19 protein-coding genes and 1 pseudogene are annotated in these 20,892 nt (G+C 66.7%); 13 read left to right on the top strand and 7 right to left on the bottom strand.

Translation table 11 applies throughout. The features are described from left to right. The first annotated feature begins 189 nt into the window (after positions 1-189). Entirely contained in the window at positions 190-735 is a 546-nt protein-coding gene (gene recX, locus NA5_RS14230) for a recombination regulator RecX (protein ID WP_062985969.1), read from the top strand. A gap of 260 nt (positions 736-995) precedes the next feature. On the opposite strand, the gene NA5_RS14225 is transcribed toward recX, so the two are convergent. Next, positions 996-1,880 carry an NAD(P)H-binding protein gene (locus NA5_RS14225; protein WP_062985905.1) on the bottom strand — a complete coding sequence of 295 codons (885 nt, stop codon included), beginning with the start codon at positions 1,878-1,880 and terminating at the stop codon, positions 996-998. Between the two features lie 96 nt (positions 1,881-1,976). On the opposite strand from NA5_RS14225, the gene NA5_RS14220 reads away from it, so the two are divergent. After that, entirely contained in the window at positions 1,977-2,894 is a 918-nt protein-coding gene (locus tag NA5_RS14220) for a LysR family transcriptional regulator (RefSeq protein WP_062985903.1), read from the top strand. Here NA5_RS14220 and NA5_RS14215 read toward each other — a convergent pair. The 4 genes from NA5_RS14215 to NA5_RS14200 form a co-directional block, all read right to left on the bottom strand. After that, complete coding sequence (locus tag NA5_RS14215) at positions 2,878-3,777, bottom strand: amino acid ABC transporter permease (protein WP_062985901.1); 900 nt, start codon at positions 3,775-3,777, stop codon at positions 2,878-2,880. The two genes, NA5_RS14220 and NA5_RS14215, sit on opposite strands and share 17 nt — an antisense overlap. Continuing rightward, positions 3,774-4,448, bottom strand: coding sequence for an amino acid ABC transporter permease (locus NA5_RS14210; RefSeq protein ID WP_062985899.1), 675 nt, complete (start codon positions 4,446-4,448; stop codon positions 3,774-3,776). Before NA5_RS14210 ends, NA5_RS14215 begins: the two co-directional genes overlap by 4 nt. Positions 4,449-4,569: 121 nt before the next feature. Beyond that, positions 4,570-5,403, bottom strand: a complete 834-nt coding sequence (locus tag NA5_RS14205) for a glutamate ABC transporter substrate-binding protein (RefSeq protein ID WP_062985897.1) — start codon at positions 5,401-5,403, stop codon at positions 4,570-4,572. 66 nt (positions 5,404-5,469) lie between these two features. Then, positions 5,470-6,198: an amino acid ABC transporter ATP-binding protein gene (locus tag NA5_RS14200; RefSeq protein WP_062985967.1), complete on the bottom strand. Its 729-nt coding sequence runs from the start codon at positions 6,196-6,198 to the stop codon at positions 5,470-5,472. Positions 6,199-6,462: 264 nt separating this feature from the next. On the opposite strand from NA5_RS14200, the gene miaB reads away from it, so the two are divergent. Next, positions 6,463-8,019, top strand: coding sequence for a tRNA (N6-isopentenyl adenosine(37)-C2)-methylthiotransferase MiaB (gene miaB, locus NA5_RS14195; protein WP_174555233.1), 1,557 nt, complete (start codon positions 6,463-6,465; stop codon positions 8,017-8,019). Between the two features lie 533 nt (positions 8,020-8,552). Then, positions 8,553-9,176 (top strand): Rv2732c family membrane protein, encoded by a 624-nt coding sequence (locus tag NA5_RS14190; protein ID WP_245672231.1) that lies wholly within the window; start codon positions 8,553-8,555, stop codon positions 9,174-9,176. Between the two features lie 606 nt (positions 9,177-9,782). Here NA5_RS14190 and NA5_RS14185 read toward each other — a convergent pair. Then, positions 9,783-11,213 carry a DUF349 domain-containing protein gene (locus tag NA5_RS14185; RefSeq protein WP_062985895.1) on the bottom strand — a complete coding sequence of 477 codons (1,431 nt, stop codon included), beginning with the start codon at positions 11,211-11,213 and terminating at the stop codon, positions 9,783-9,785. Positions 11,214-11,390: 177 nt separating this feature from the next. Here NA5_RS14185 and NA5_RS14180 point away from each other — a divergent pair, with 177 nt between their 5' ends. The 9 genes and pseudogenes from NA5_RS14180 (at position 11,391) to NA5_RS14145 (ending at position 20,181) form a co-directional block, all read left to right on the top strand. Beyond that, complete coding sequence (locus NA5_RS14180) at positions 11,391-12,263, top strand: class III extradiol ring-cleavage dioxygenase family protein (protein WP_443093737.1); 873 nt, start codon at positions 11,391-11,393, stop codon at positions 12,261-12,263. Continuing rightward, the gene (miaA, locus tag NA5_RS14175; RefSeq protein ID WP_062985893.1) at positions 12,257-13,174 is read left to right on the top strand and encodes a tRNA (adenosine(37)-N6)-dimethylallyltransferase MiaA; all 918 of its coding nucleotides are present in this window, start codon (positions 12,257-12,259) and stop codon (positions 13,172-13,174) included. Before NA5_RS14180 ends, miaA begins: the two co-directional genes overlap by 7 nt. Then, the gene (locus tag NA5_RS14170) at positions 13,171-14,016 is read left to right on the top strand and encodes a TrmH family RNA methyltransferase (protein WP_084484111.1); all 846 of its coding nucleotides are present in this window, start codon (positions 13,171-13,173) and stop codon (positions 14,014-14,016) included. The genes miaA and NA5_RS14170 overlap by 4 nt, the downstream gene beginning before the upstream one ends. A gap of 27 nt (positions 14,017-14,043) precedes the next feature. Continuing rightward, positions 14,044-14,937: a diaminopimelate epimerase gene (gene dapF, locus NA5_RS14165; RefSeq protein ID WP_062985959.1), complete on the top strand. Its 894-nt coding sequence runs from the start codon at positions 14,044-14,046 to the stop codon at positions 14,935-14,937. 214 nt (positions 14,938-15,151) lie between these two features. Further along, positions 15,152-16,615, top strand: a complete 1,464-nt coding sequence (hflX, locus tag NA5_RS14160; RefSeq protein ID WP_062985957.1) for a GTPase HflX — start codon at positions 15,152-15,154, stop codon at positions 16,613-16,615. Between the two features lie 110 nt (positions 16,616-16,725). Next, positions 16,726-17,625 (top strand): lysophospholipid acyltransferase family protein, encoded by a 900-nt coding sequence (locus NA5_RS14155; protein ID WP_062985889.1) that lies wholly within the window; start codon positions 16,726-16,728, stop codon positions 17,623-17,625. Between the two features lie 79 nt (positions 17,626-17,704). Continuing rightward, the gene (locus tag NA5_RS40335) at positions 17,705-17,848 is read left to right on the top strand and encodes a hypothetical protein (protein ID WP_157110400.1); all 144 of its coding nucleotides are present in this window, start codon (positions 17,705-17,707) and stop codon (positions 17,846-17,848) included. 182 nt (positions 17,849-18,030) lie between these two features. Continuing rightward, positions 18,031-19,176 (top strand): acyl-CoA dehydrogenase family protein, encoded by a 1,146-nt coding sequence (locus NA5_RS14150; RefSeq protein WP_062985887.1) that lies wholly within the window; start codon positions 18,031-18,033, stop codon positions 19,174-19,176. Positions 19,177-19,400: 224 nt separating this feature from the next. Continuing rightward, positions 19,401-20,181: pseudogene (locus NA5_RS14145) on the top strand (alpha/beta fold hydrolase). A gap of 6 nt (positions 20,182-20,187) precedes the next feature. Here the strand turns inward: NA5_RS14145 and NA5_RS14140 are convergent. After that, positions 20,188-20,811, bottom strand: coding sequence for a hypothetical protein (locus NA5_RS14140; RefSeq protein ID WP_062985885.1), 624 nt, complete (start codon positions 20,809-20,811; stop codon positions 20,188-20,190). Positions 20,812-20,892: the final 81 nt, after the last annotated feature.

Here is a 20,892-nt window from a genome sequence, read left to right as displayed (position 1 = left end):
ATGGGAACTCGGTCGAGCGCGCCCGATCCGCAGCGGGCGCGCTCGACTGGGTCCCGGCGCGGTCGCGGGCGCCGCAACGAGTTCCGGCGCAACGACTCCCACTCGGCTGACTTCCAGAGTTATGCAGGCCGATGGGCGGATCCGGTGGCGGCCGGATCCGAGGAGGGTGCGCAATACGCAGGTGCCGTTATTCCCCACGCAGGCGGGGATGATCCGCGGTCCCGTGCGGAGCGCAGCCCCCAAGGCGGGACGGTCGAGCAGGCAAAGGAGGCGTGTCTTCGCCTGCTCGCCGTCCGCGCCCGCAGCCGTGCCGAACTAGCGCAGCGTCTAGCGGCCAAGGGCTTTACGCCCGAAATCACCGAACGCGCACTGGACCGCTTCACCGAGGTCGGCCTGATCGACGACACCGCCTTCGCCGAACAGTGGGTCCACTCCCGCCACACCTTCTCCGGCAAGGGCAAACAAGCTCTCGCCCAAGAACTTCGCCGCAAAGGCGTATCCCAGTCCGACGCCGCATCCGCCCTGGAGGCCATCACCGCCGACGACGAGGAACAGCGCGCCACCGAACTGGTCCGCCGCAAACTACGCACCATGCCCGCGAACCTGGACCGCGACAAAACAATCCGCCGCCTCGTCGCCATGCTCGCCCGCCGCGGCTACAACCAATCCACCGCCTTCACCGTAGTGAAAGCCGAACTCGCACAAGCTCAATTCGACGCGGCGGACCCCGACTGAGCCCGGCTATAAGCCAGTCTGCCCCTGCAGCAGGTCTCGGTTGTGCGCCCACTGACGCGTTGCGGCGGCAGTCTATCTGTGTCGCATCGCAGCGGAAGCCGAGCTGTCCCAGGGTAATTCGAGGCGCCGGACTCCGGCTGAGCTCCTTGCTGTGCCCCGCACGGTTGGCGGGCTGGCCGTTCTTGGTCGCCCACATGGCTCACGGCACGTGTGCCGTGGTGAACAGGGCTGCCGGATCAGGCTGCGGCTGGCCTCGGCGGTTAGAGCTGGAGGGCGGGGGCCAGGACTTCTTCGCACCATTGGCGGAAGGTGGTGGGGGTTGTGGATCGGGGGGTGCGGGGTTCGGCGTTGTCGAGACCGTTCTCCTTTGCTTCCAGCATGTCGTACATGCCCTGGGCGAAGGTCTCGGACATGCCGGATTCGAGCATGATGGCTTTGTAGGCTTCGCCGGAGACTTGCCGGAACCGGATCGGGCGGGCCAGCACTTCGGACATGATTCGGGCCATGTCGTTGTTGGACAGGTCTTCTGGGCCGAGCACGGGGACGCTGTCGTATCCGCGCCACGAGTCGTCGAGCAGCAGTTCGGCGGCGACGGCGGCGATATCGCGGGTTGCGCAGGTGGGGCGTTTCAAATCGGGGGACAGCGGTGCGAAGAACATGCCCTGAGTCTTGATCGCCTCGATTTGCTGCAGAAAATTGTCCATGAACGAGGGCATCGTCAGCGCGCGGTAGTTCACACCCGTGCTCGCGATCAGCTCGTCCATCGCCAGTGATGCCGTGACCAGTCCGGCGTTCCCGACCGACGCGGCGCCGCGCCCGAGGGCCGAAACTCCGACCACGCGCTGGATACCCTGGCTCTTGAATGCCTCGCAGGCGGGCCGGGTGAAATCCAGAAACGCCGCGTCGAGACTCGCGGTCTGCCGATCGGGTGGAAGCAGCCAGAACACGGCATCGGCACCCGCGAATGCCTTGGCGACGACATCGGTATCCCCGTGCGAACCGACTACGACTTCGACGCGTTCGCGGATTTCGGCGGGCAAGCGTGCGGGATCACGCGCGATGACGCGGACCGGTACATCGCTGGCGAGGAGATGCGGGAGGACCTGACGGCCGATGGTGCCGGTAGGGGCGGTAACAACGATCATGACGACCTCTGCTCGAGTGATTTGGCACTGGCCAGTCAAGTCGGCGCGACACCGAACCTGAAGGACCGATTCGATAAGCGTTGATACCGTGGGGATATGAGTGATCTGGAGGTACGGCAACTCCGATACTTCGTGGCAGTCGCGGAGGAACTGCATTTCGGACGCGCGGCCGACCGACTGGGGATGGCGCAACCGCCCCTGTCGCGGGCGATCCGAGAACTGGAACGTCAACTGGGGGTGCAACTTTTCGAGCGCACCACCCGACACGTCGTACTCACCCCGCCCGGCGAGACTTTGCTGCGCGACGCGCGGACCGCACTCGATGCCGTCGCGGCGGCTGCTCAGCGCGCCCGCCACGTCGGCAGGCCCGCACCGGGGTTACGGCTGGCGCTCAAGGCCGACTACGACGCCGGACTCCTGCCGCGGATCCTCGAGACATATCACCTCGAGGAAGCGGCAGTCCCGGTGGAGTTGATATTGGGTGGTCGAGGCGAGCAGGTTCCGGCCCTGCTGCAGGGCAGTGCGGATGTCGCTCTGCTGTCCACCCCATACGACGACCGTGGCCTGGACGTCGAACCGCTGCTCACCGAACCCCGGCTGGTCGCGCTGGCCGCATCCGATCCGCTCGCCGCCCGAGCCACGCTGTGCCTGGCCGACCTGGCCGGTCGAACGCTCCCCGACGGAGTTCCCGCCGACCGGGAGGGCCTCGCGCCGCCTTCCGAAACCCGTCGTGTCGTCCGGGATCTGGCCCAGATCTTCAACCTGGTCGAACTGGGCAACAGCATCTGGTTCCCGCCCTCCTCGGTCGCCCGCCGCCACCCTCGCTCCGGCATCGCTTATCGTCCCGTCACCGACCTGAAACCGACCACACTCGCGGTAGCGTGGCCGCAGAACTGCCACTCACCGGCGGTGGCGGCCTTCGTCCGCGCAGCCACCTCGGTGGCGGCAGCCACCTATCCACCCGAGTCCGCCCCCCTCGCGCTCAGATCCGCCGGACTCACGGCTTCTGCGTGATATCCATCCCCGGAGTCGCATCGGTCAGAATCGAGTCGGCCGCCACGACGGCCGCGCCCTTGGTCCGCTTGCGCGAGCGCAACCGCTGCTCCAGCTTATTGGCCACGACCGTCAACGTGCTGTTCAGCAGAATCATCACGACGGCGACGACCATCAGTGCAGGCACCGTATTGCGTTCGGACGCACCGAGTTGCGAACCTTGACGCACGATCTCGAGGTAGGTGATCTGATAGCCGAGCGCCGAATCCTTCAGCGCCACAACCATTTGCGAAATCAATGCGGGCAGCATCGCGGTAATCGCCTGCGGCAGCAGGATCAACCGCATCAGCTGCCCCTTGCGCAGACCCAGCGCCACCGCGGCCTCGGTCTGTCCCTTGGGCAGCGATTTGATACCCGCCCGCACGATTTCGGCGATGACCGAACCGTTGTAGACGGTCAGCGCGATCACCACGGCCCACAGGGCGAGCTGATCGACCTTGAACACCTTGTAATCGGAGAAGACGTAGAACAGGAAGATCATCAGGATCAGCACCGGAATGGCCCGGGCCACCTCGACGATCGCGCCCGCCACCCAGCGCACCACCCGGTGATCCGACAGCCGCAGGATCCCGAAGACCATGCCGATCACCAGCGCGAACACGATCGACAGCAGCGCCGCGACCAGGGTGCCGCGCAGACCGGGCAGCAGATAGGTCTTCCAGACGTCCGCCTCGATGAACGGCTTCCACTTCTCGGCGGTGAATTGCCCCTTATCGGCAAAGCCGCGGTAGAACACCCAGCCGAGCGCCAGCACCGCGACAATCGCGATGACCGAATAGATTTGGTTTCGGATGCGCGCGCGGGGTCCGGGCGCATCGAAAAGAACCGAAGCTCCGGCACTCATCGGGCCACCTCGAATCGCTTGGCCAACCAGCCGAACAGCAGCCCGGTCGGCAGGGTCAGAATCACAAAGCCGAGTGCGAAGATGAAGCCGATGGTGATCAGCGCGGCCTCGTTCTCGTTCATCTTGGCCATCAGGGTCGCGGCCTCGGCGACGCCGATCGCCGAGGCGATCGTGGAGTTCTTGGTGAGCGCGATCAGCACGCTGCCCAGCGGGGCGATGACCGAGCGGAATGCCTGCGGCAGCACCACGATCCGCAAATTCTGGGTGAAGGTGAAGCCCAGTGAGCGGCCCGCTTCGGACTGGCCCATCGGCACGGTGTTGATGCCCGAGCGCAACGACTCGCACACGAATGCCGCTGTGTAGATGCTCAGTCCGAGTACGGCGTAGCGGAAGTTGTTCTGGGCCAGCGAGTTCGGGCCCTCCGGCGCGAGCTTCCAGCCCATGGTGGAGTAGAGGCCCAGTGAACAGAACACGATGATCAGCGTCAGCGGGGTATTGCGGAAGATGGTGACGTAGGCGGCGCCGAGAAAACGGGCGACCGGCACGGGGGACACGCGCATCGCGGCGACGAATGTGCCCAGGATCAGGGCCAGGACCGCCGACGACGCGGTCAGCTTGATGGTCACCCAGAAGGCGCCGAGGACGTCATACCTCGAGATCAGGTCGAACACGGTGCTCGCGTCCCTCCGATCGGATTGTGCGGCGGCCGGAGATCGTCCTTCCGCGCGCTGTGTACAGGTTGCTCGTAGCGAAGAGATCGGGTGGCCCGCGCGGGCCACCCGATCACGAATCTCAGTACCGGTTCACCGTCGGCGGCGTGGGCGCCTGGTAGCCGGAGACGCCGACCGTGGAGTCGAACGCCTTCTTCCACGACCCGTCGGCGATCATGGCCTCGATCGCGTCATTGACCTTGTCGCGCAGCTCCTTATCGCCCTTCTTCAGGCCGATGCCGTAGTTCTCCGTGGTGAACGGCTTGCCGACGACCTTGAACGTGCCCGCGCTCTGCGCGGCGTAACCGGCCAGGATGATGTCATCGGTGGTCACCGCGTCGTACGAACCGGCCTGCAGGCCCTCGAGGCACAGCGAGTAGGTGTCGTTGGTCTGCAGCTGCGTGCCGGGGTAGTTCTTCTCGATGTTCTGGGCCGGGGTGGAGCCCTTCACCGAGCAGACCTTCTTACCCTTCAGATCATCGGGACCGTTGATGCTGCTGTTGTCGGCCTTCACCAAAAGCGACTGGCCCGCGACGTAATACGGCCCGCCGAAGTCGACCTTCTGCTTACGCGCGTCGTTGATCGAGTAGGTTGCGACGATGTAGTCGACCTGACCGTTCTCGATCAGCGTCTCGCGCTGACCGGACGGGGACTCCTTGAACGTGATGTTCTCCGGCTTTACACCGAGTTTGCCCGCGACGTACTTGGCGACCTCGACATCGAAGCCGCTGTAGGAGCCGTCCTTGTTGCGCAGGCCGAGGCCCGGCTGGTCGAATTTGATGCCGACGGTGAGCTTTCCGTCCTTGGCGTTGTCGAGTGCGGATTTGTCGCTACCACCGCCACATGCGGCGGTTGTTGCGGCCAGCGTCAGGGCGACCGCCCCGATGCCGAGTCGAAGCGAACGGTTGATCCTCATCGTGTTCCTTCTCCCTCTGGTGATTTCGGTGGCCGAGGTCTTTACGGTTTGCGGTGCTTGCTCGGTTCAGTGGCTCAGAATCTTGCCGAGAAAATCCTTGGCACGGTCGGACTTCGGCGCGGTGAAGAACACCTCCGGTGTGTCGTCCTCGACGATCAGCCCGTCCGCCATGAACAGCACTCGGTTGCCCGCCTTGCGTGCGAACCCCATCTCGTGGGTGACGACCAGCATCGTCATCCCCTCCTTGGCCAGCGACACCATGACGTCGAGCACCTCGTTGACCATCTCCGGGTCCAGCGCCGAAGTCGGCTCGTCGAACAGCATCACCTTCGGGCTCATCGCGAGCGCGCGGGCGATCGCCACGCGCTGCTGCTGGCCGCCGGAGAGCTGCGCCGGATACTTCTCGGCCTGATTGGCGATCCCGACGCGCTCGAGCAGCTCCATCGCGCGCTTGCGGGCGTCCGCCTTCTTCACCTTGCGAACCTTCAGCGGCGCGAGCATCACGTTCTCGACGATCGTTTTGTGCGCGAAGAGGTTGAATGATTGGAACACCATGCCGACATCGGCGCGCAGTGCGGCGAGCGCGCGGCCCTCGGCGGGCAGTGGCACGCCGTCGATGGCGATATCGCCGGAGTCGATCGGCTCGAGTCGGTTGATGGTGCGGCACAGTGTCGACTTCCCGGACCCCGAGGGACCCAGAACGATCACGACCTGTCCCTTGGGGACTTCGAGATTGATATCGCGCAGCACATGCAGATCACCGAAGTGTTTTTCCACATTGCGCATCGAAATCATCGGCGCGCTTGTGGCGGTACTGCCCTCATCAGAACTAGCTGCCCCGGTTTTGGCCAACCCGATTGTGTCGGGCGCGGTGGCGTCGTCGGTCATGGTCCAAGACCTTAAGCGGAAAACGGCGATTTGCCCGGGTTTCGGCGACACACCGTCACGCCGCGCCGATACGACACAGCGCCGTAACCTTACCGATGCGACCCGGCCGGGGCCCGGGGCCTGCGCCGATGCGCTGAAAACCCGCGTTGCGCACCCCCGTACCCTGGACGGGTGGATTCGATCGGACAGGCAGTGCTGTCTCCCGCCCCTGCGGCCGCGGACGGTGCACGCAGTTACGAGGTCCGCACCTTCGGTTGCCAGATGAACGTGCACGATTCCGAACGCTTGTCCGGCCTGCTCGAGGATGCGGGTTATGTGAAGGCCGCGCCGGGTGCGACGGCCGATCTCGTCGTCTTCAATACCTGCGCGGTGCGCGAGAACGCCGACAACAAGCTTTACGGCACCCTCGGCCACCTCGCCCCGATCAAGGCCGACCGGCCGGGCATGCAGATCGCCGTCGGCGGCTGCCTGGCGCAGAAGGACCGCGACACCGTCGTGCGCAAGGCGCCGTGGGTCGATGTGGTCTTCGGCACGCACAACATCGGATCGCTGCCGGTGCTGCTGGAACGCGCGCGGCACAATGCCGAGGCGCAGGTCGAGATCCTGGAATCGTTGGAGGCGTTCCCGTCGAGCCTGCCCGCCAAGCGCGAATCCGCCTATGCCGGTTGGGTTTCGATCTCGGTCGGCTGCAATAACACCTGCACGTTCTGCATCGTCCCGTCACTGCGCGGCAAGGAGGTCGACCGCCGTCCGGGCGACGTGCTCGCCGAGGTGCAGGCGCTGGTCGATCAGGGCGTGCTGGAAGTCACGCTGCTCGGGCAGAACGTGAACTCCTACGGTGCGTCCTTCGCCGATCCCGACGAGGCGCGCGACCGCGGTGCCTTCGCCAAACTGCTGCGCGCGGCCGGGCGCATCGATGGGCTGGAGCGAGTGCGCTTCACCTCGCCGCATCCGGCCGAATTCACCGATGACGTGATCGAGGCGATGGCCGAGACGCCGAATGTCTGCCCCCAGCTGCATATGCCCCTGCAGTCCGGTTCGGACCGGGTGCTGAAAGCGATGCGCCGGTCCTACCGGAAGGCGCGCTACCTCGGCATCATCGAGAAGGTGCGGGCCGCGATGCCGCATGCCGCGATCACCACCGACATCATCGTCGGCTTCCCCGGCGAGACCGAGGAGGATTTCCAGCAGACCCTGGACGTGGTGCGGCAGGCGCGATTCACCAGCGCCTACACCTTCCAGTACTCCAAGCGGCCCGGCACGCCCGCCGCGGATATGCCCGACCAACTGCCCAAGGCGGTGGTGCAGGAGCGCTACGACCGGCTTATCGCGCTGCAGGAGCAGATCTCCCTCGACGCGAACAAGGCGCTCATCGGCACCGAGGTGGAATTGCTGGTCGCCGAGGGCGCGGGCAAGAAGAACGCCGCGACCGCCCGGATGAGCGGCCGCGCCCGCGACGGTCGACTCGTGCACTTCCGCCCCGAGGGCGCGGCGGAGAAGATCCGCCCCGGCGACGTCATCACTGTCGATATCACCGACGCGGCCCCGCACCACCTGATTGCCGACGCCCCGGTCAAAACCCACCGCCGCACTCGCGCGGGGGATGCCCACGAGCGCGGCATCACCCCAAAAACCGAGCCCATCGGCGTCGGCCTCGGCCTGCCCCGTATCGGTGCCCCCGCCCCCGAACCGGTCGCTGCAGGCTGCTCAACCGGCTGCGGCGCATGAATACCCGGCCGGGTGACGACGACCTGACGCGCGCTGGCGGAGCGGGTTCGGCACCCGGTGCGTCTAGAGCATCCTCAGAGCCGGATTCGGCTGGTGCTGAAGCGGATCGGCGGGTGCGTGCTGCCGAGGGAACGGATTTCGAATCCGGGCGTGCGTCCGATGTGTCTGGCAGCAGTACGCCGGAATCGGATTCGGTTGGTGTGCAAGCCGATGGTGGGACGCGTGCTGACGGGGTAGCGGATCGCGACTCCGGGGCGAGTTCGCGCGAGCCGGATTCGGGCGGCTCGCAGGCTGATCGCCGGGAGCGTGCAGACGCGAGCGCCGCGATGAGCGGTGAACGCAGCGAGGTCGCGCCGAGCTCGCCCGAGGCGGATTCGCAGGGCGGCGGGGCGCGTGCGGGCGATCCCGATAGTTCCTCGGATGTGGGCGAGGGCGGCGTGGACTCGCGATCGGGTGCGGGCGTTGCGAGTACTACCGGACGTAGTGGGGCGGATGCGGTGGATGGGGGTGGTGATGGCACAGTGGACGCGGGTATGGCAGCGAAGCAGGGATCAGCCGAAGGAGACGAGGGCGCAGTGAACTCCGTCGAGAGCAGTAATGACTTCGAGCAGTTCAAGGACGAACTCGATGCCGTCGAGCGGCGCATCGCGGGGGAGATCGACCCCGGGGTGCGCGCGATGGTGGTCGCCGGTGCGATTTTCCTGCTGCTGTTTTCGCTGGTGTTATCGCATGCGGGTAGTGCCCGCGGGTTCGATGTGCTGCTCGGTACCGATGCCGCGCGGGCCGAGCACATCGGTCTGCCGTCGCGGATCTTCGTCTGGTTCGCCGTGCTCTTCGGCATCGGCTTCTCGCTGCTCGCGCTGATGACTCGCCGCTGGGTGCTCGCCTGGATCGCGGTCGCCGGTTCCGCCATCGGCAGCGTCTTCGGTGTCTTCTCGATCTGGCACCGTCAGACCCCTGGCCTGGGCAACTACCACGGCGCGGGCCCCGGCATCGGCCTCATCCTCGGCGCCATCGCCATCATCGTCCTGACCTTCCACTGGATCCGCGTCGTTTGGAGCCGAACCGCCCTGCAACTCGCCGCCGAGGAACAGCGCCGCAACGCCGCGGCCGCCGCCGAAGAACGCGACCGCCGCCGCCTCACCGGCGACTCCTGACCCGGCCAGCGAGCAGACCTACGCTGAGCGTGCACCTTTCGCGACTACGCGGCTGAAAGGACCCGATTCGGCAGAACATTCGCTTGACGGGGTTTGCTCGACGCTTCCTGACTTTCCTACGCACCGTTGCAGTGAATGCCCGCTGGTGGACGGCGCCTCAGCATGAATTTTCCCGAGAGTATGGCTATCCCGGCAGCACGGGACGGAGCGCGCCCGTGCCGCGCACCAGATCCGTTGCGGCTGGACGATTCGTGGTGATCGGCCTCCGAGCTCACAGTGTCCGTGCCTAAGGTGCTCGAGCGCCCACGCGGATGCCGCTACATCAGTGCTGCGGCGCTGCCAGCCAGCGTGGAGGGCCACACGGGTGATGCGGCCGTACCGGTGCCGAACATCAGACCGGTTGTCCATTGGACGCTTCACGTTGATCGACCCCGAGGCGCTTGCCGTGCTCGAGCCCCGTGGTGCTGGCCTCTCCCGGGCCTAAGGCACATCGTCTCGCCTCCGAGAGGGCGAGTTCCATCGACGTCCAGACGGGTCGCACCCGAGTTCGCCAACGAGCTCTGTGACCCATCGGTGTGGGGCGTACCCGCGCAGGGCGCTACTGGATCAGCGGTTGCTGACCGCACCCTCTGCGGCTTCGGCCCACTCGCGCCACTGCTTGGCCTGCTCCAACGCTTTCTCCGCATCGCGCTTTTTGCCTGCGGCGGTTGCCTTGGCGGCCTGCTCTTCGAATTGGGCGACGCGCTCGCGGAATTGGGCGGCGCGGGCCATGGCCTCCGGATCGGTGCGGCGCCACTGGGCGTCGACCGCGTCGCGGACGCGCTTTTCGATGGTGCGGAGTTTGCCTTCGAGTTCCTGGATGCGTTCGCGCGGGACCTTGCCGATCGCGTCCCACTTGTCCTGGAGTTCGCGCAGGGCAGCGCGGGCGGCGTCCAGACCGGCGGCCGGATCGATGTGTTCGTAGGCGCGGAGCAGTTCTTCCTTGGCGGCGGCGTTGTGCTCGAATTCGGCGTCGCGCTCGGAGACGGCGGCATTGCGTGCGGCGAAGAAGACATCCTGGGCGCTCTTGAAACGCCGCCACAGAGCCTCGTCGGCCTCACGCGGCGCCCGGCCCGCGGCCTTCCATTCCGCGAGCAGATCCCGGAACACACCGGCCGTGCCGACCCAGTCGGTGGAGCCGGACAGCTCCTCGGCGCGCACGCAGAGTTCTTCCTTGCGCGACTTCGCCGCGGCGCGCTCGCGATCGAGTTCGGCGAAGTGTGCGCCACGACGGCGGTTGAACGCCTCACGCGCCTTGGAGTAGCGCTTCCACAGTGCGTCGTCGACCTTGCGGTCAACGCCGCGGATGGACTTCCACTCGTCCAGGATTTCGCGCAGCCGATCGCCCGCGGCCTTCCACTGGGTGGATTCGGTGGCGATCTTCTCGGCCTCGGCGCACAGCGCTTCCTTGCGCTCGGTGTGCTCGTGCCTGGCCTTTTCCTTCTCCTCCTTGGCGTGTGCCGCCGCCTCTTCGGAGTGTTCGGCAATGGCCTGCAGTCGCCGCGCCAGCCCTTCGACATCGCCGATGACCGCCGCGGTTGGCAGCGATTCGGCGATGGCGACCGCTGCCGCCTTGGTCTTGCGGGCATCCGCCCCGGCCGCCAGCCGCGCCTCGAGCAGCGCCACCTCGGTGGCCAGATCGTCGAACCGTCGGCCGAAATGGGCTAGGCCTTCGGCGGCGTCACCGGCCTGCCAGGATCCGACGACGCGCTCACCCTCGGCGGTCTTCACCCACGCGGTGCCGTCGTCATCGACGCGACCCCACGCACTCGGGTCGCTGACGGTCGGGACGACGACGGGATGCGGATGCTGCTGCGCGGCGGGCCCCGGGGCGGGTTTGACCGCATGTGGCTTGGGATGACCCGCCGACCCACCCGGTTTGGGAGTCGCGGCTGGTTTCGGGGCGGCGGAAGGTTTAGGCACGGCGGCCTTCGGGGAATCCGAGGGGCGCGGCGTGCTGCCGGGGGTCGCTTTCGCCGTTCCGTTGCTCTCGCTCATTGCTCCTCGTCCCTGCCGCGCGTCACGGCTGCCTGGTTACGCCCTAGCTCACTCCATTGAACCCGGTCCGAGCCCTGTAAACCATCGATCAATGCCCTCCGACTGATGATTCCCAGGGAAATCAACCCGTGATGACCTGGGTTGTAGCACCTCGAACACTATCAATCTCGGCCCAGTTTGCGGCAGAGACACTCGAACCTCGAGGTTGCGGACGCCGCGGCGGTGCTGTGGATCGCGCATTCGGCGAACGACTACGGTTACGGCGTGTTCTCCATTGCGGCCCTGGTCCCGTCGCCGCCGATCCTGGTGCCCGAGCTCTGCGGCGCTGTCGCGAACGCGGCCGGGTCGGATTCCGATGACGCGACGGCGGTGTTGCGCGCGGCCGCACTCACCGCGGTCGGTGCGCTGGCCGCGACGACTCGGCACTGGACCGTCGTCGGTGTGGGCCCGGCCGGGCAGGTGCTCGGACCGGATGCGGTCGGCACCTTCCGTGGTTTCGGTGCGGACGTGCAGGTCGGGCTTTCAGCGGACGCCTTGTCTCGCTCGCGCCACACCCCCGGCGCAGCGGATCCGCAGCAGCCGCTGCCCGCTCTGATCGCCGGGTGGTTGCGCGGTCGGGTCGCACCTGAGGCAGTGGCCGCGACGACCATCGTCGCCGCCGAAACCCCCGCCGACGAATGCGCCCGAATGGGCGCGCAGTTGCGCACCGCACTGGACGATGTGCCCGAGCAGGCGGGCGTTCTCGTTGTCGCGGACGGCGCGGCGACCCTGACCCGCAAGGCGCCGGGATTCCTCGACGAGCGCGCCCCCGACGTGCAGCGCGAACTGGATCGTGCTCTGGCCGAAGGCGATACCGCTGGACTGCTCGCCCTGGATCCCGACTTGTGTGCCGAACTCGTGCTGTCCGGTCGGGCGGCCTATCAGGTTCTCGCCGGACTGTTCGCCGCCGATTCGATCGCCCCATCCGTCGAAACCCTGTACAGCGACGCACCATTCGGCGTCGGCTATCAGGTGAGCGTCTGGCGCGCATCGGGAGGTGATCGGTGCTGAAGCCGATCGCCGTCGTCGGTCCCACCGCCACCGGCAAATCTGATCTCGGCCTCGACCTCGCCGAACGACTCGGCGGCGAGATCGTGAATATCGATGCGATGCAGCTGTACCGCGGTATGGACGTCGGCACCGCGAAACTCCTGCCTGCCGAACGCCGGGGCATCCCGCACCACCAACTCGATGTGCTCGAGGTGACCGAAACCGCCACCGTCGCCGCCTATCAGGCCGCGGCGAGCGTGAACGTGCGCGAGATCTTGGCGCGTGGTCGCACGCCGATCATCGTCGGCGGCTCGATGATGTATGTCCAAGCGCTGCTCGATGATTGGGAATTCCCGGCCACCGATCCGACCGTCCGCGCACGCTGGGAGGCGCTGTTGGCCGAGCGTGGCGTCGGTGCCGTGCACGAGGCTTTGAAAGCGGCCGATCCGGCTGCCGCGGCGACCATTCTGCCTACCGATGGCCGTCGCATGGTGCGCGCGCTCGAGGTCGTGGAGCTCACCGGCCGTCCGTTCGCGGCCTCGGCTCCGGTCATCGGAAAACCGCGCTGGGACACCGCGATCATCGGTGTGGACCGTGACACCGCCGAACTCGACGCACGCATCGAACGGCGCACCGCGCTGATGTTCGAGGCCGGTCTGGTCGACGAGGTGCGCGGACTGATCGATAAGGGTCTGCGCGAGGGCGTCACGGCGCGCCGGGCGATCGGCTACGCACAAGTCCTGGCGTACCTGGACAACGAATACGACCTGAACCACGCGCAGGAACGCACCCTGATCGGCACCCGGCGCTATGTCCGGCGGCAGCGCTCGTGGTTCCGCCGCGATCCCAGGGTGCGGTGGGTGGACGGCGCCGATCCCGATCTGGTCGCGACCGCGTTGTCCCTGCTCGAGAAGGAACGGATCCCGCAGTGACACGTCGTGTGAGCACCCGCAATGCCTCGGTCCAGGTGTGGCAGGCGTATCTGAACAACCGGACCAAGCGCCACCGCGACGGCCGCTTCCTGGTGCAGGGCGTGCGCCCGATCACCCAGGCGATCGCCAACGACTGGCCGCTGGAGACGATGCTCTACCGTCTCGGCGCGCCGGAACTGTCGAGTTGGGCGCGCGAACTATTGGAGACCAGCGGCGTGCCGCAGGTCGGCCTGGTGCCGGAACTGATGGCTGAACTCGGCGAAAAGGCCAGCGGCATACCGGAATTGGTTGCGGTCGCGATATCCAGGCAATCCGAGCTCGACACCTTCGAACCCGGTGAACCCGGTGCTGCCGCGCCACCGGTCGTGGTGGTTTTCGATCGCCCCAACTCGCCGGGTAATCTCGGCACGCTCATCCGCTCGGCCGACGCGTTCGGCGCCAGCGGAATCATCGTGACCGGTCATGGTGCCGATCAATACGATCCGCAGGCGGTCCGCGCATCAACGGGTTCGCTGTTCGCCATGCCGGTCTTCCGCGCCGCCGGGCCCGCGCAGGTGCTCGAATTCCGGGACCGGCAGGTCCAGCGCGGCATCCCTACTCGCATTGTCGGTACCGATGAGAACGGCGCGGACGCGGTCTTCGACTACGACTTCGCCGAAGCCACCATTCTGGTCGTCGGCAATGAGACCAGCGGTATGAGCGCGGCGTGGCAGCAGGCCTGTGACGATATGGTCTATATCCCGATGGGCGGCACCGCAAGCTCGCTCGGTGCGCCCTCGGCCGCCGCGGTCGCGCTGTACGAAATTTCGCGGCAGCGCCGTACGTTGGTTCGAGGACGATAAGCAGGGAGAATGCGCGACGTGTCGGATATCGAGTTCACCAAGGGCCACGGCACCGAGAACGACTTCGTGGTGCTGCCCGATCCGGAGGTCCGGCTGGACCTGACGCCGGAACGGGTCGCCGCGCTGTGCGATCGTCGCCGCGGACTCGGCGCGGACGGTGTACTGCGGGTGGCGCGAGCGGGTGCGCTGCGGGACGCGGGTGTGCTCGCCGAGATTCCCCAGGACATCGCCGAAACCGACTGGTTCATGGACTACCGCAACGCCGACGGCTCGATCGCCGAGATGTGCGGCAACGGGGTGCGGGTTTTCGCGCACTACCTGGCGGCTGTGGGGCTGGAATCGCGTACGGAGTACGTCGTCGGTAGTCGCGCCGGGGCGCGTCCGGTCACGGTGCATTCTGGAGGCCCGGCCGATGGCGAGGTCACCGTGGGGATGGGCATCGTTCGCGAGCTCGGTTCCTCGACCGCGACCATCGGCGGCTGGGCGCTGCCCGGCATCGGCATCGATGTCGGCAATCCGCACCTGGCCTGCGTCGATGCGAGCATGTCGGCGGACGCGCTCGCCAAACTCGATCTCAACGTCGCTCCCGGCTTCGACCCGGACCTGTTCCCGCAGGGCGTGAATGTCGAGATCCTGACCGGACTGGCGGACGGCGCGGTGGACATGCGCGTCTACGAGCGCGGTGTCGGCGAAACGCGTTCCTGCGGAACCGGAACCGTGGCCGCCGCGGCGGCCGCCTTGGCCGCCGACGGTTTCCACATCGCCAGCGATACCGGCGAGGTGCGCGTGCGGGTGCTCGGTGGCGAGGTCACCGTCCGCCTCGCCGCGGGCGCGGCCTGGTTGCGCGGACCGTCGGTGCTGGTCGCGACGGGGCGGATCGCCGAAAACTGGTGGTCGTCGCATTCGCGAGCTGAGTGCTGATACCCCTCGAAGGTGCACGCCGTGATGACCGGTGTGCACCGTGTCCAGGGATAACCGAATGCACATCGGTGAGCACTCGTGGCAGCATGGATGGTGTATGACGAAATCGAAGACTTTTGAATTCACTCCGGCCGCCGACGACAATGACCGCGTCGAGGCCGTCGAGGACACGACGGAAGACACCGGCGATGTAGTCGCCGAGCACGCCGCGCGGATGCGGCGGTCCGGGTGGACCGCCGATCCAACGGTCGGCGAGATGCAGCTCGACGAGCGCTCCTCGCTGCGGCGCGTCGCTGGTCTGTCGACCGAGCTCACCGATATCACCGAGGTCGAGTACCGGCAGCTGCGACTGGAGCGGGTCGTGCTGGTCGGCGTCTGGACCACGGGCACCGCGACTCAGGCCGAGGCGAGCATGGCCGAACTGGCCGCACTCGCCGAGACCGCGGGTTCGGAGGTGCTCGAGGGGCTGATCCAGCGGCGCGACAAGCCGGATCCGGCCACCTATATCGGTTCCGGCAAGGCCGACGAACTGCGCGCGGTGGTACTCGAATCCGGCGCCGATACGGTGATCTGCGACGGTGAACTCACCCCGGCGCAGCTGACCGCGCTGGAGAAGGTCGTCAAGGTCAAGGTGATCGACCGGACCGCACTGATCCTGGATATCTTCGCCCAGCACGCCACCTCCAGCGAGGGCAAGGCCCAGGTATCGCTGGCCCAGATGGAATACATGCTGCCGCGGCTGCGCGGTTGGGGTGAGTCCATGTCCCGGCAGGCCGGTGGTCGCGCGGGCGGCAACGGCGGCGGTGTGGGTCTGCGTGGTCCCGGTGAGACCAAGATCGAAACCGATCGCCGCCGCATTCGGGAGCGAATGGCCAAGTTGCGCCGTGAGATTCGGGAAATGAAGACCGCGCGCGATACCAAGCGGGCCCGCCGCACCTCCAGCGGTATCCCGGCGGTCGCCATCGTCGGCTACACCAATGCGGGCAAATCCAGCCTGATGAACGCGCTGACCGGTGCGGGTCTGCTGGTCCAGGACGCACTGTTCGCGACCCTGGATCCGACCACCCGCCGCGCCGAACTGGACGACGGCCGCGAGGTCGTCTTCACCGATACCGTCGGATTCGTTCGACATCTGCCGACTCAGTTGGTCGAGGCCTTCCGGTCCACCTTGGAGGAGGTCACCGGCGCGGATCTGCTGCTGCACGTCGTGGACGGTTCCGACGCGCTGCCCGCCGAACAGATCAAGGCGGTCCGTGAGGTGATCACCGATGTGATCAAGCAATCGGGGGCACCGGCGCCGCCGGAGCTGTTGGTGGTCAACAAGATCGACGCGGTCGACCCGGTCGAGCTGACTCGGCTGCGCGCGATGCTGCCCGATGCCTCCTACGTGTCCGCGCACAAGGGGACCGGCATCACCGAACTGCGTGAGCGCCTCGCCGAAGTGCTCGGCGGCCTCGACGTCGAGATCAGTGTGCTGCTGCCCTACACCCGTGGCGATCTGCTCGCCCGCATCCATGCGGACGGTCGTATCACCTCCTCCGAGCACGAGGAGGGCGGCACCCGGGTGCACGCCCGCGTTCCGCACGCGCTGGCGGCGGCGCTGTCGCAGTATGCGCATGCCGGTGGTTCGTCCGAGACGAGCGGCACGGGTTCGCCCGAAGCCAATGGTTTCGCATAATCCCGATCCGTTCGCGAACCGGCCGGTCGCTAGCGCATGTCCGGCACATCCGGTGCAACACAGGCGAATTCGTTGCGCTATCGTCATCGAATCGACATCAGGAGGGTTAAATGTCGCATGACCACTCCGGTTCGGCCGATTCGGGTGATCGGCGCTCCGGTGATTCGTCGCTCGCCGCCCCGGTACTGAGTGACGGTGCGCCACTGTCGGTTTCGCTCACCGACACCGATATTCGAGTGCTCGACACCCTGCTCGCGCCGCTGCGCGCGTGGACGAGTCCGCGGTTCTACGGATTGGAGAACATTCCGGCGCAGGGGCCGGTGCTGCTGGTCGGCAATCACAATCTGATGGGCGGTATCGACGCCCCGCTGTTGCTACCCGAAGTGCTGCGCAGGCGCGGTCGACTGATCCGCGGGCTGGCCGAAAATGTGCTCATCAATGTGCCCGGCATCCGTCAGTTGCTGCACCACTTCGGCACGGTGCGCGGCAACCGGCGCAATTGTCTGGCGCTGCTGGCCCGCGGCGAGGCCGTCATCGTATTCCCGGGCGGCGGTCGAGAAGCGGTGCGTCGCAAGAACGAGAAGTACGTCCTCAAATGGGAGGGCCGCTCCGGGTTCGCGCATATGGCGATCGAGGCGGGCGCGCCGATCGTGCCGGTGGCGATGATCGGCGTCGATGACGCCTACGACATCGTTTTCGACGGCGACCACCCGGTCATGCGACCGCTGCGCTGGGCCGTCGAGGCGCTGGGCTTGAACCGGGACCTGACCCCGCCGCTGATCCGCGGCGTCGGCCCGACCGGTATCCCGCGTCCGGAGCGCTTCTACTTCTCCGCCGGTGCGCCCATCGACCCGACGCCGTGGCGCGATGCACCCGATAAGCACGCTGCCGCAGTGGAATTGCGCGATGTGGTGCGTAAGGAGTTGGAGGAGGAACTGAAGTTCCTGTTCAGCGAGCGTGACCGTGATCCGGGTCGCACCCTGTTCGGTCGCCTGCGCAGTCTGTTCTGAGGCCGTTCTCGAGATCCAGGTGCGGCGTCCCGTCGATACCTCCATCCCGCGACTGATCCTGTAACGGCATCCCCGGCCGATGGGAACCTTCAGCGGCCAGCATGCCCTGCCCAGCGTCGGCGGCCTCGCCGATCAGGTCGCCATCGGCGGCGCACTCGAAGCCGCCGCCACCTGGCCCGTCCTCGCCAAGGGCCTCGGCCTGTCGACGCGACTGGACGATTGATCACCATTCAACGGTGCGGGCAATCGTCGAGAGCGAATCTCCATGAGCGCATTCTCGCCGTTGCGTGCGCCCTGGGTGGTGGGGTTTTGGGGTGGGAAGTGAACGGGGGTTCTTGTTGCGGGTAACGTAGGGGGCAACGACGGGTCGGTGTGGACCGGCCGTGGGGTTATTAGGAGGTTGGCGTGGAGCGCACACTGTTCGAGCCCGAACACGAGCTGTTCCGGGAGTCGTTCCGCAAGTTTCTCGATCAGCACGTCGCGCCGAATCATGCGAAGTGGGAAGAGCAGGGCATTGTCGACCGTGAGGTCTGGCTCGAGGCCGGTAAACAGGGATTCCTCGGCATGGCCATGCCGGAGGAGTACGGCGGCGGTGGGGTCAAGGACTTCCGCTACAACGCGATCGTCGCCGAGGAGTCGGTGCGCGGTCAGTACTCCGGTCTCGGCTTCGCCCTGCACAACGATGTGATCGCCCCTTATCTGCTCGAACTCGCCAACGATGAGCAGAAGCAGCGCTGGCTGCCCGGATTCTGTTCCGGCGAGATCATCACCGCGATCGCGATGACCGAACCGGGCACCGGCTCCGACCTCCAGGGCATCAAGACCCGCGCGGTCCGCGACGGCGACGACTGGATCCTCAACGGCGCCAAGACCTTTATCACCAACGGCATCAATTCCGATATCGTCATCGTGGTCGCCCAGACCGATCCGGACAAGGGCGCGATGGGCTTCAGCCTGCTCGTCGTGGAGCGCGGTATGCCCGGCTTCGAACGCGGCCGCAACCTCGACAAGCTCGGTCTCAAGGCGCAGGACACCGCCGAGCTGAGCTTCACCGATGTCCGCGTCCCGGGAAAGAACCTGCTCGGCACCGAGGGCATGGGCTTCATCCACCTGATGAACAATCTGCCGCAGGAGCGCATGTCGATCGCCGTCATGGCGGCCGCGGCCATGGAAGCCTGCCTGGAGATGACCATCCAGTACGTGCGCGACCGCAAGGCCTTCGGCAAGCCGATCGGCGCCCTGCAGAACACCCGTTTCGTGCTGGCCGAACTGGCCACCAAGACCACCGCCGTCCGCGTCCTGGTCGACCGCTTCATCGAAGACCTCAACGCGGGCAAGCTGTCGGTCGAGGACGCGGCCATGGCCAAGTGGTGGAGCACCGAGGAGCAACTCGATCTCATCGACCGCTGCCTGCAGCTGCACGGCGGCTACGGCTACATGAAGGAATTCCCGATCGCCAAGGCCTACATGGACGCCCGCGTGCAGACCATCTACGGCGGCACCACCGAAATCATGAAGGAAATCATCGGTCGTTCGCTGAAACTCAGCTGATACCAATGGCTTTCGCTGCCCCGCCGCTGGCTCCGGTCTGCGGCGGGGGGATCGAGCCTGTTGCGCCACCGCCCGAAGTTGTCTAGTCCTGTTATCGGCCAGCGCGGTTCGTAGGGCGAGGAGAAGGTAGGTTGGGCACAGTGACGGAGCAGGCCCTCGGGCAGGAGCACACCTTCGGTACGAGCGCATTCGCGACCACATCCGATGGCCGTCGACTGCACTACATGGTGCGCGGAAGTGGTGGGCCGACCGTCGTTTTCGAATCGGGGATGGGTTTCTCCCGGTCGATCTGGGGACTGGTGCAGCCGGTTGTCGCCGAGCGCGTACGCGCCGTTGTCTACGACCGCGCCGGGACCGGTCGCAGCGATGACGATCCGAACCCACGCACCCTCGCCCGGATGGCCGACGACCTTGCCGCGGTGTTGGCGGAATTGGGGGAGGGCCCCTTCATTCTTGTCGGCCACAGCTGGGGCGGCCCCATCGTCCGTGTCGCCGCGACCGCGAATCCGACCCGCGTCCAGGGAATCGTGCTGGTCGATCAGAGCGACGAGAATTGCGAATTGTATTTCCTGCCTTCGGCGCAGAAGCGGTACGCGATGACCCGCGTCCTGTTGCCCAAGCTCGCCCGCTGCGGCCGCTACCGTCTGCTCGGCAGCCGGATCGGCGGTAGGCAGCCCGCCGATGTAGCCGCCGACCACCGTGCCGAGGATTTCACCCCGCGTGCCGCGCGCACCATGATCGCCGAACAGGACCAGTTCAGCGCCGGTCTGCGAAATCTCCGCGACCAGCCGCACGAACTCGGTGCCGTGGATGTCAGCGTCATCACCGGCACGAAACTCCCTCGTCTCGACAAGACCACCCGCACCAGGCTGACCGCCGCCCACCGCCGCCGCTTTCCCCAAGGGCCGACTGGTCGAGGCCGGGCGCTCGGGTCACCTCGTCATGTTCACCGAACCCGATCTGATCGTCGACGAAATCCTGCGCATCGTGGATAACGTTCGCTAGGTCCGGTCACGTGGCCGCACCCAGCAGGGTGGCGATGGCCGCGGCGGTCCAGCCGAGGTCCGCGCCGGGACGGGTCGCGATGTAGATGGCGATCTCTTCTACGGTCCAGGCGTGGGATTCGGTCAGGCCCGCGGCGAGGTGGCGGATGTAAGCCGCCGACGGTGGGTTTCCCGGGAGGTCGGTATAGCGCCAAGGCGCGGTAATGGTGAGGACCGGATGTCCTTCGAAAGTCCCTGTGCAGACCAGTGTTTCATAGCGACCGGGACCGAGCGTCAGTCGGCCGTGAGTGATCGCCTCGCACACTTCCAGGTCGGTGCCGGGCGTCCGGTACATCTCCTGGGCGGCGATATCGCAGAACTGCTCGATGGTGACCAGGTGGGCGCGGGCGGCGGTTTCACCGGCGGCGTCGGGATCGTAGAAGGCGCGGCCGCCGGTCCAGGTCAGCGATTCGGTGGCGAAATATTGCAGGCCGGGGAGCGTGAGCGGTACCGAGCGCAGCGGTTCGGCCCCGTGGCGACAGCCGGGGAGCGTGATCGCGCCGCCGTCGGGTGTGCCACCGGCGAGATAGCAGCGCAAGCGGCTCGAATGCATATTCGAGCCGTATGACGCGTACCAGACGGTCTCGGTCATGGCGCTGGTCCGGGCATCGCACCCGCCTTCCGGTCGGAAATCGCCGATAAGACGAGCATGCCACGGCTAGGTCCACCGGGC

It is taken from the genome of Nocardia anaemiae NBRC 100462, from assembly GCF_001612725.1.
Lineage (GTDB): Bacteria > Actinomycetota > Actinomycetes > Mycobacteriales > Mycobacteriaceae > Nocardia > Nocardia anaemiae.
The sequence above is the reverse complement of the archived record's forward strand: the minus strand, read 5'-3'. Positions and strand labels throughout refer to the sequence as shown.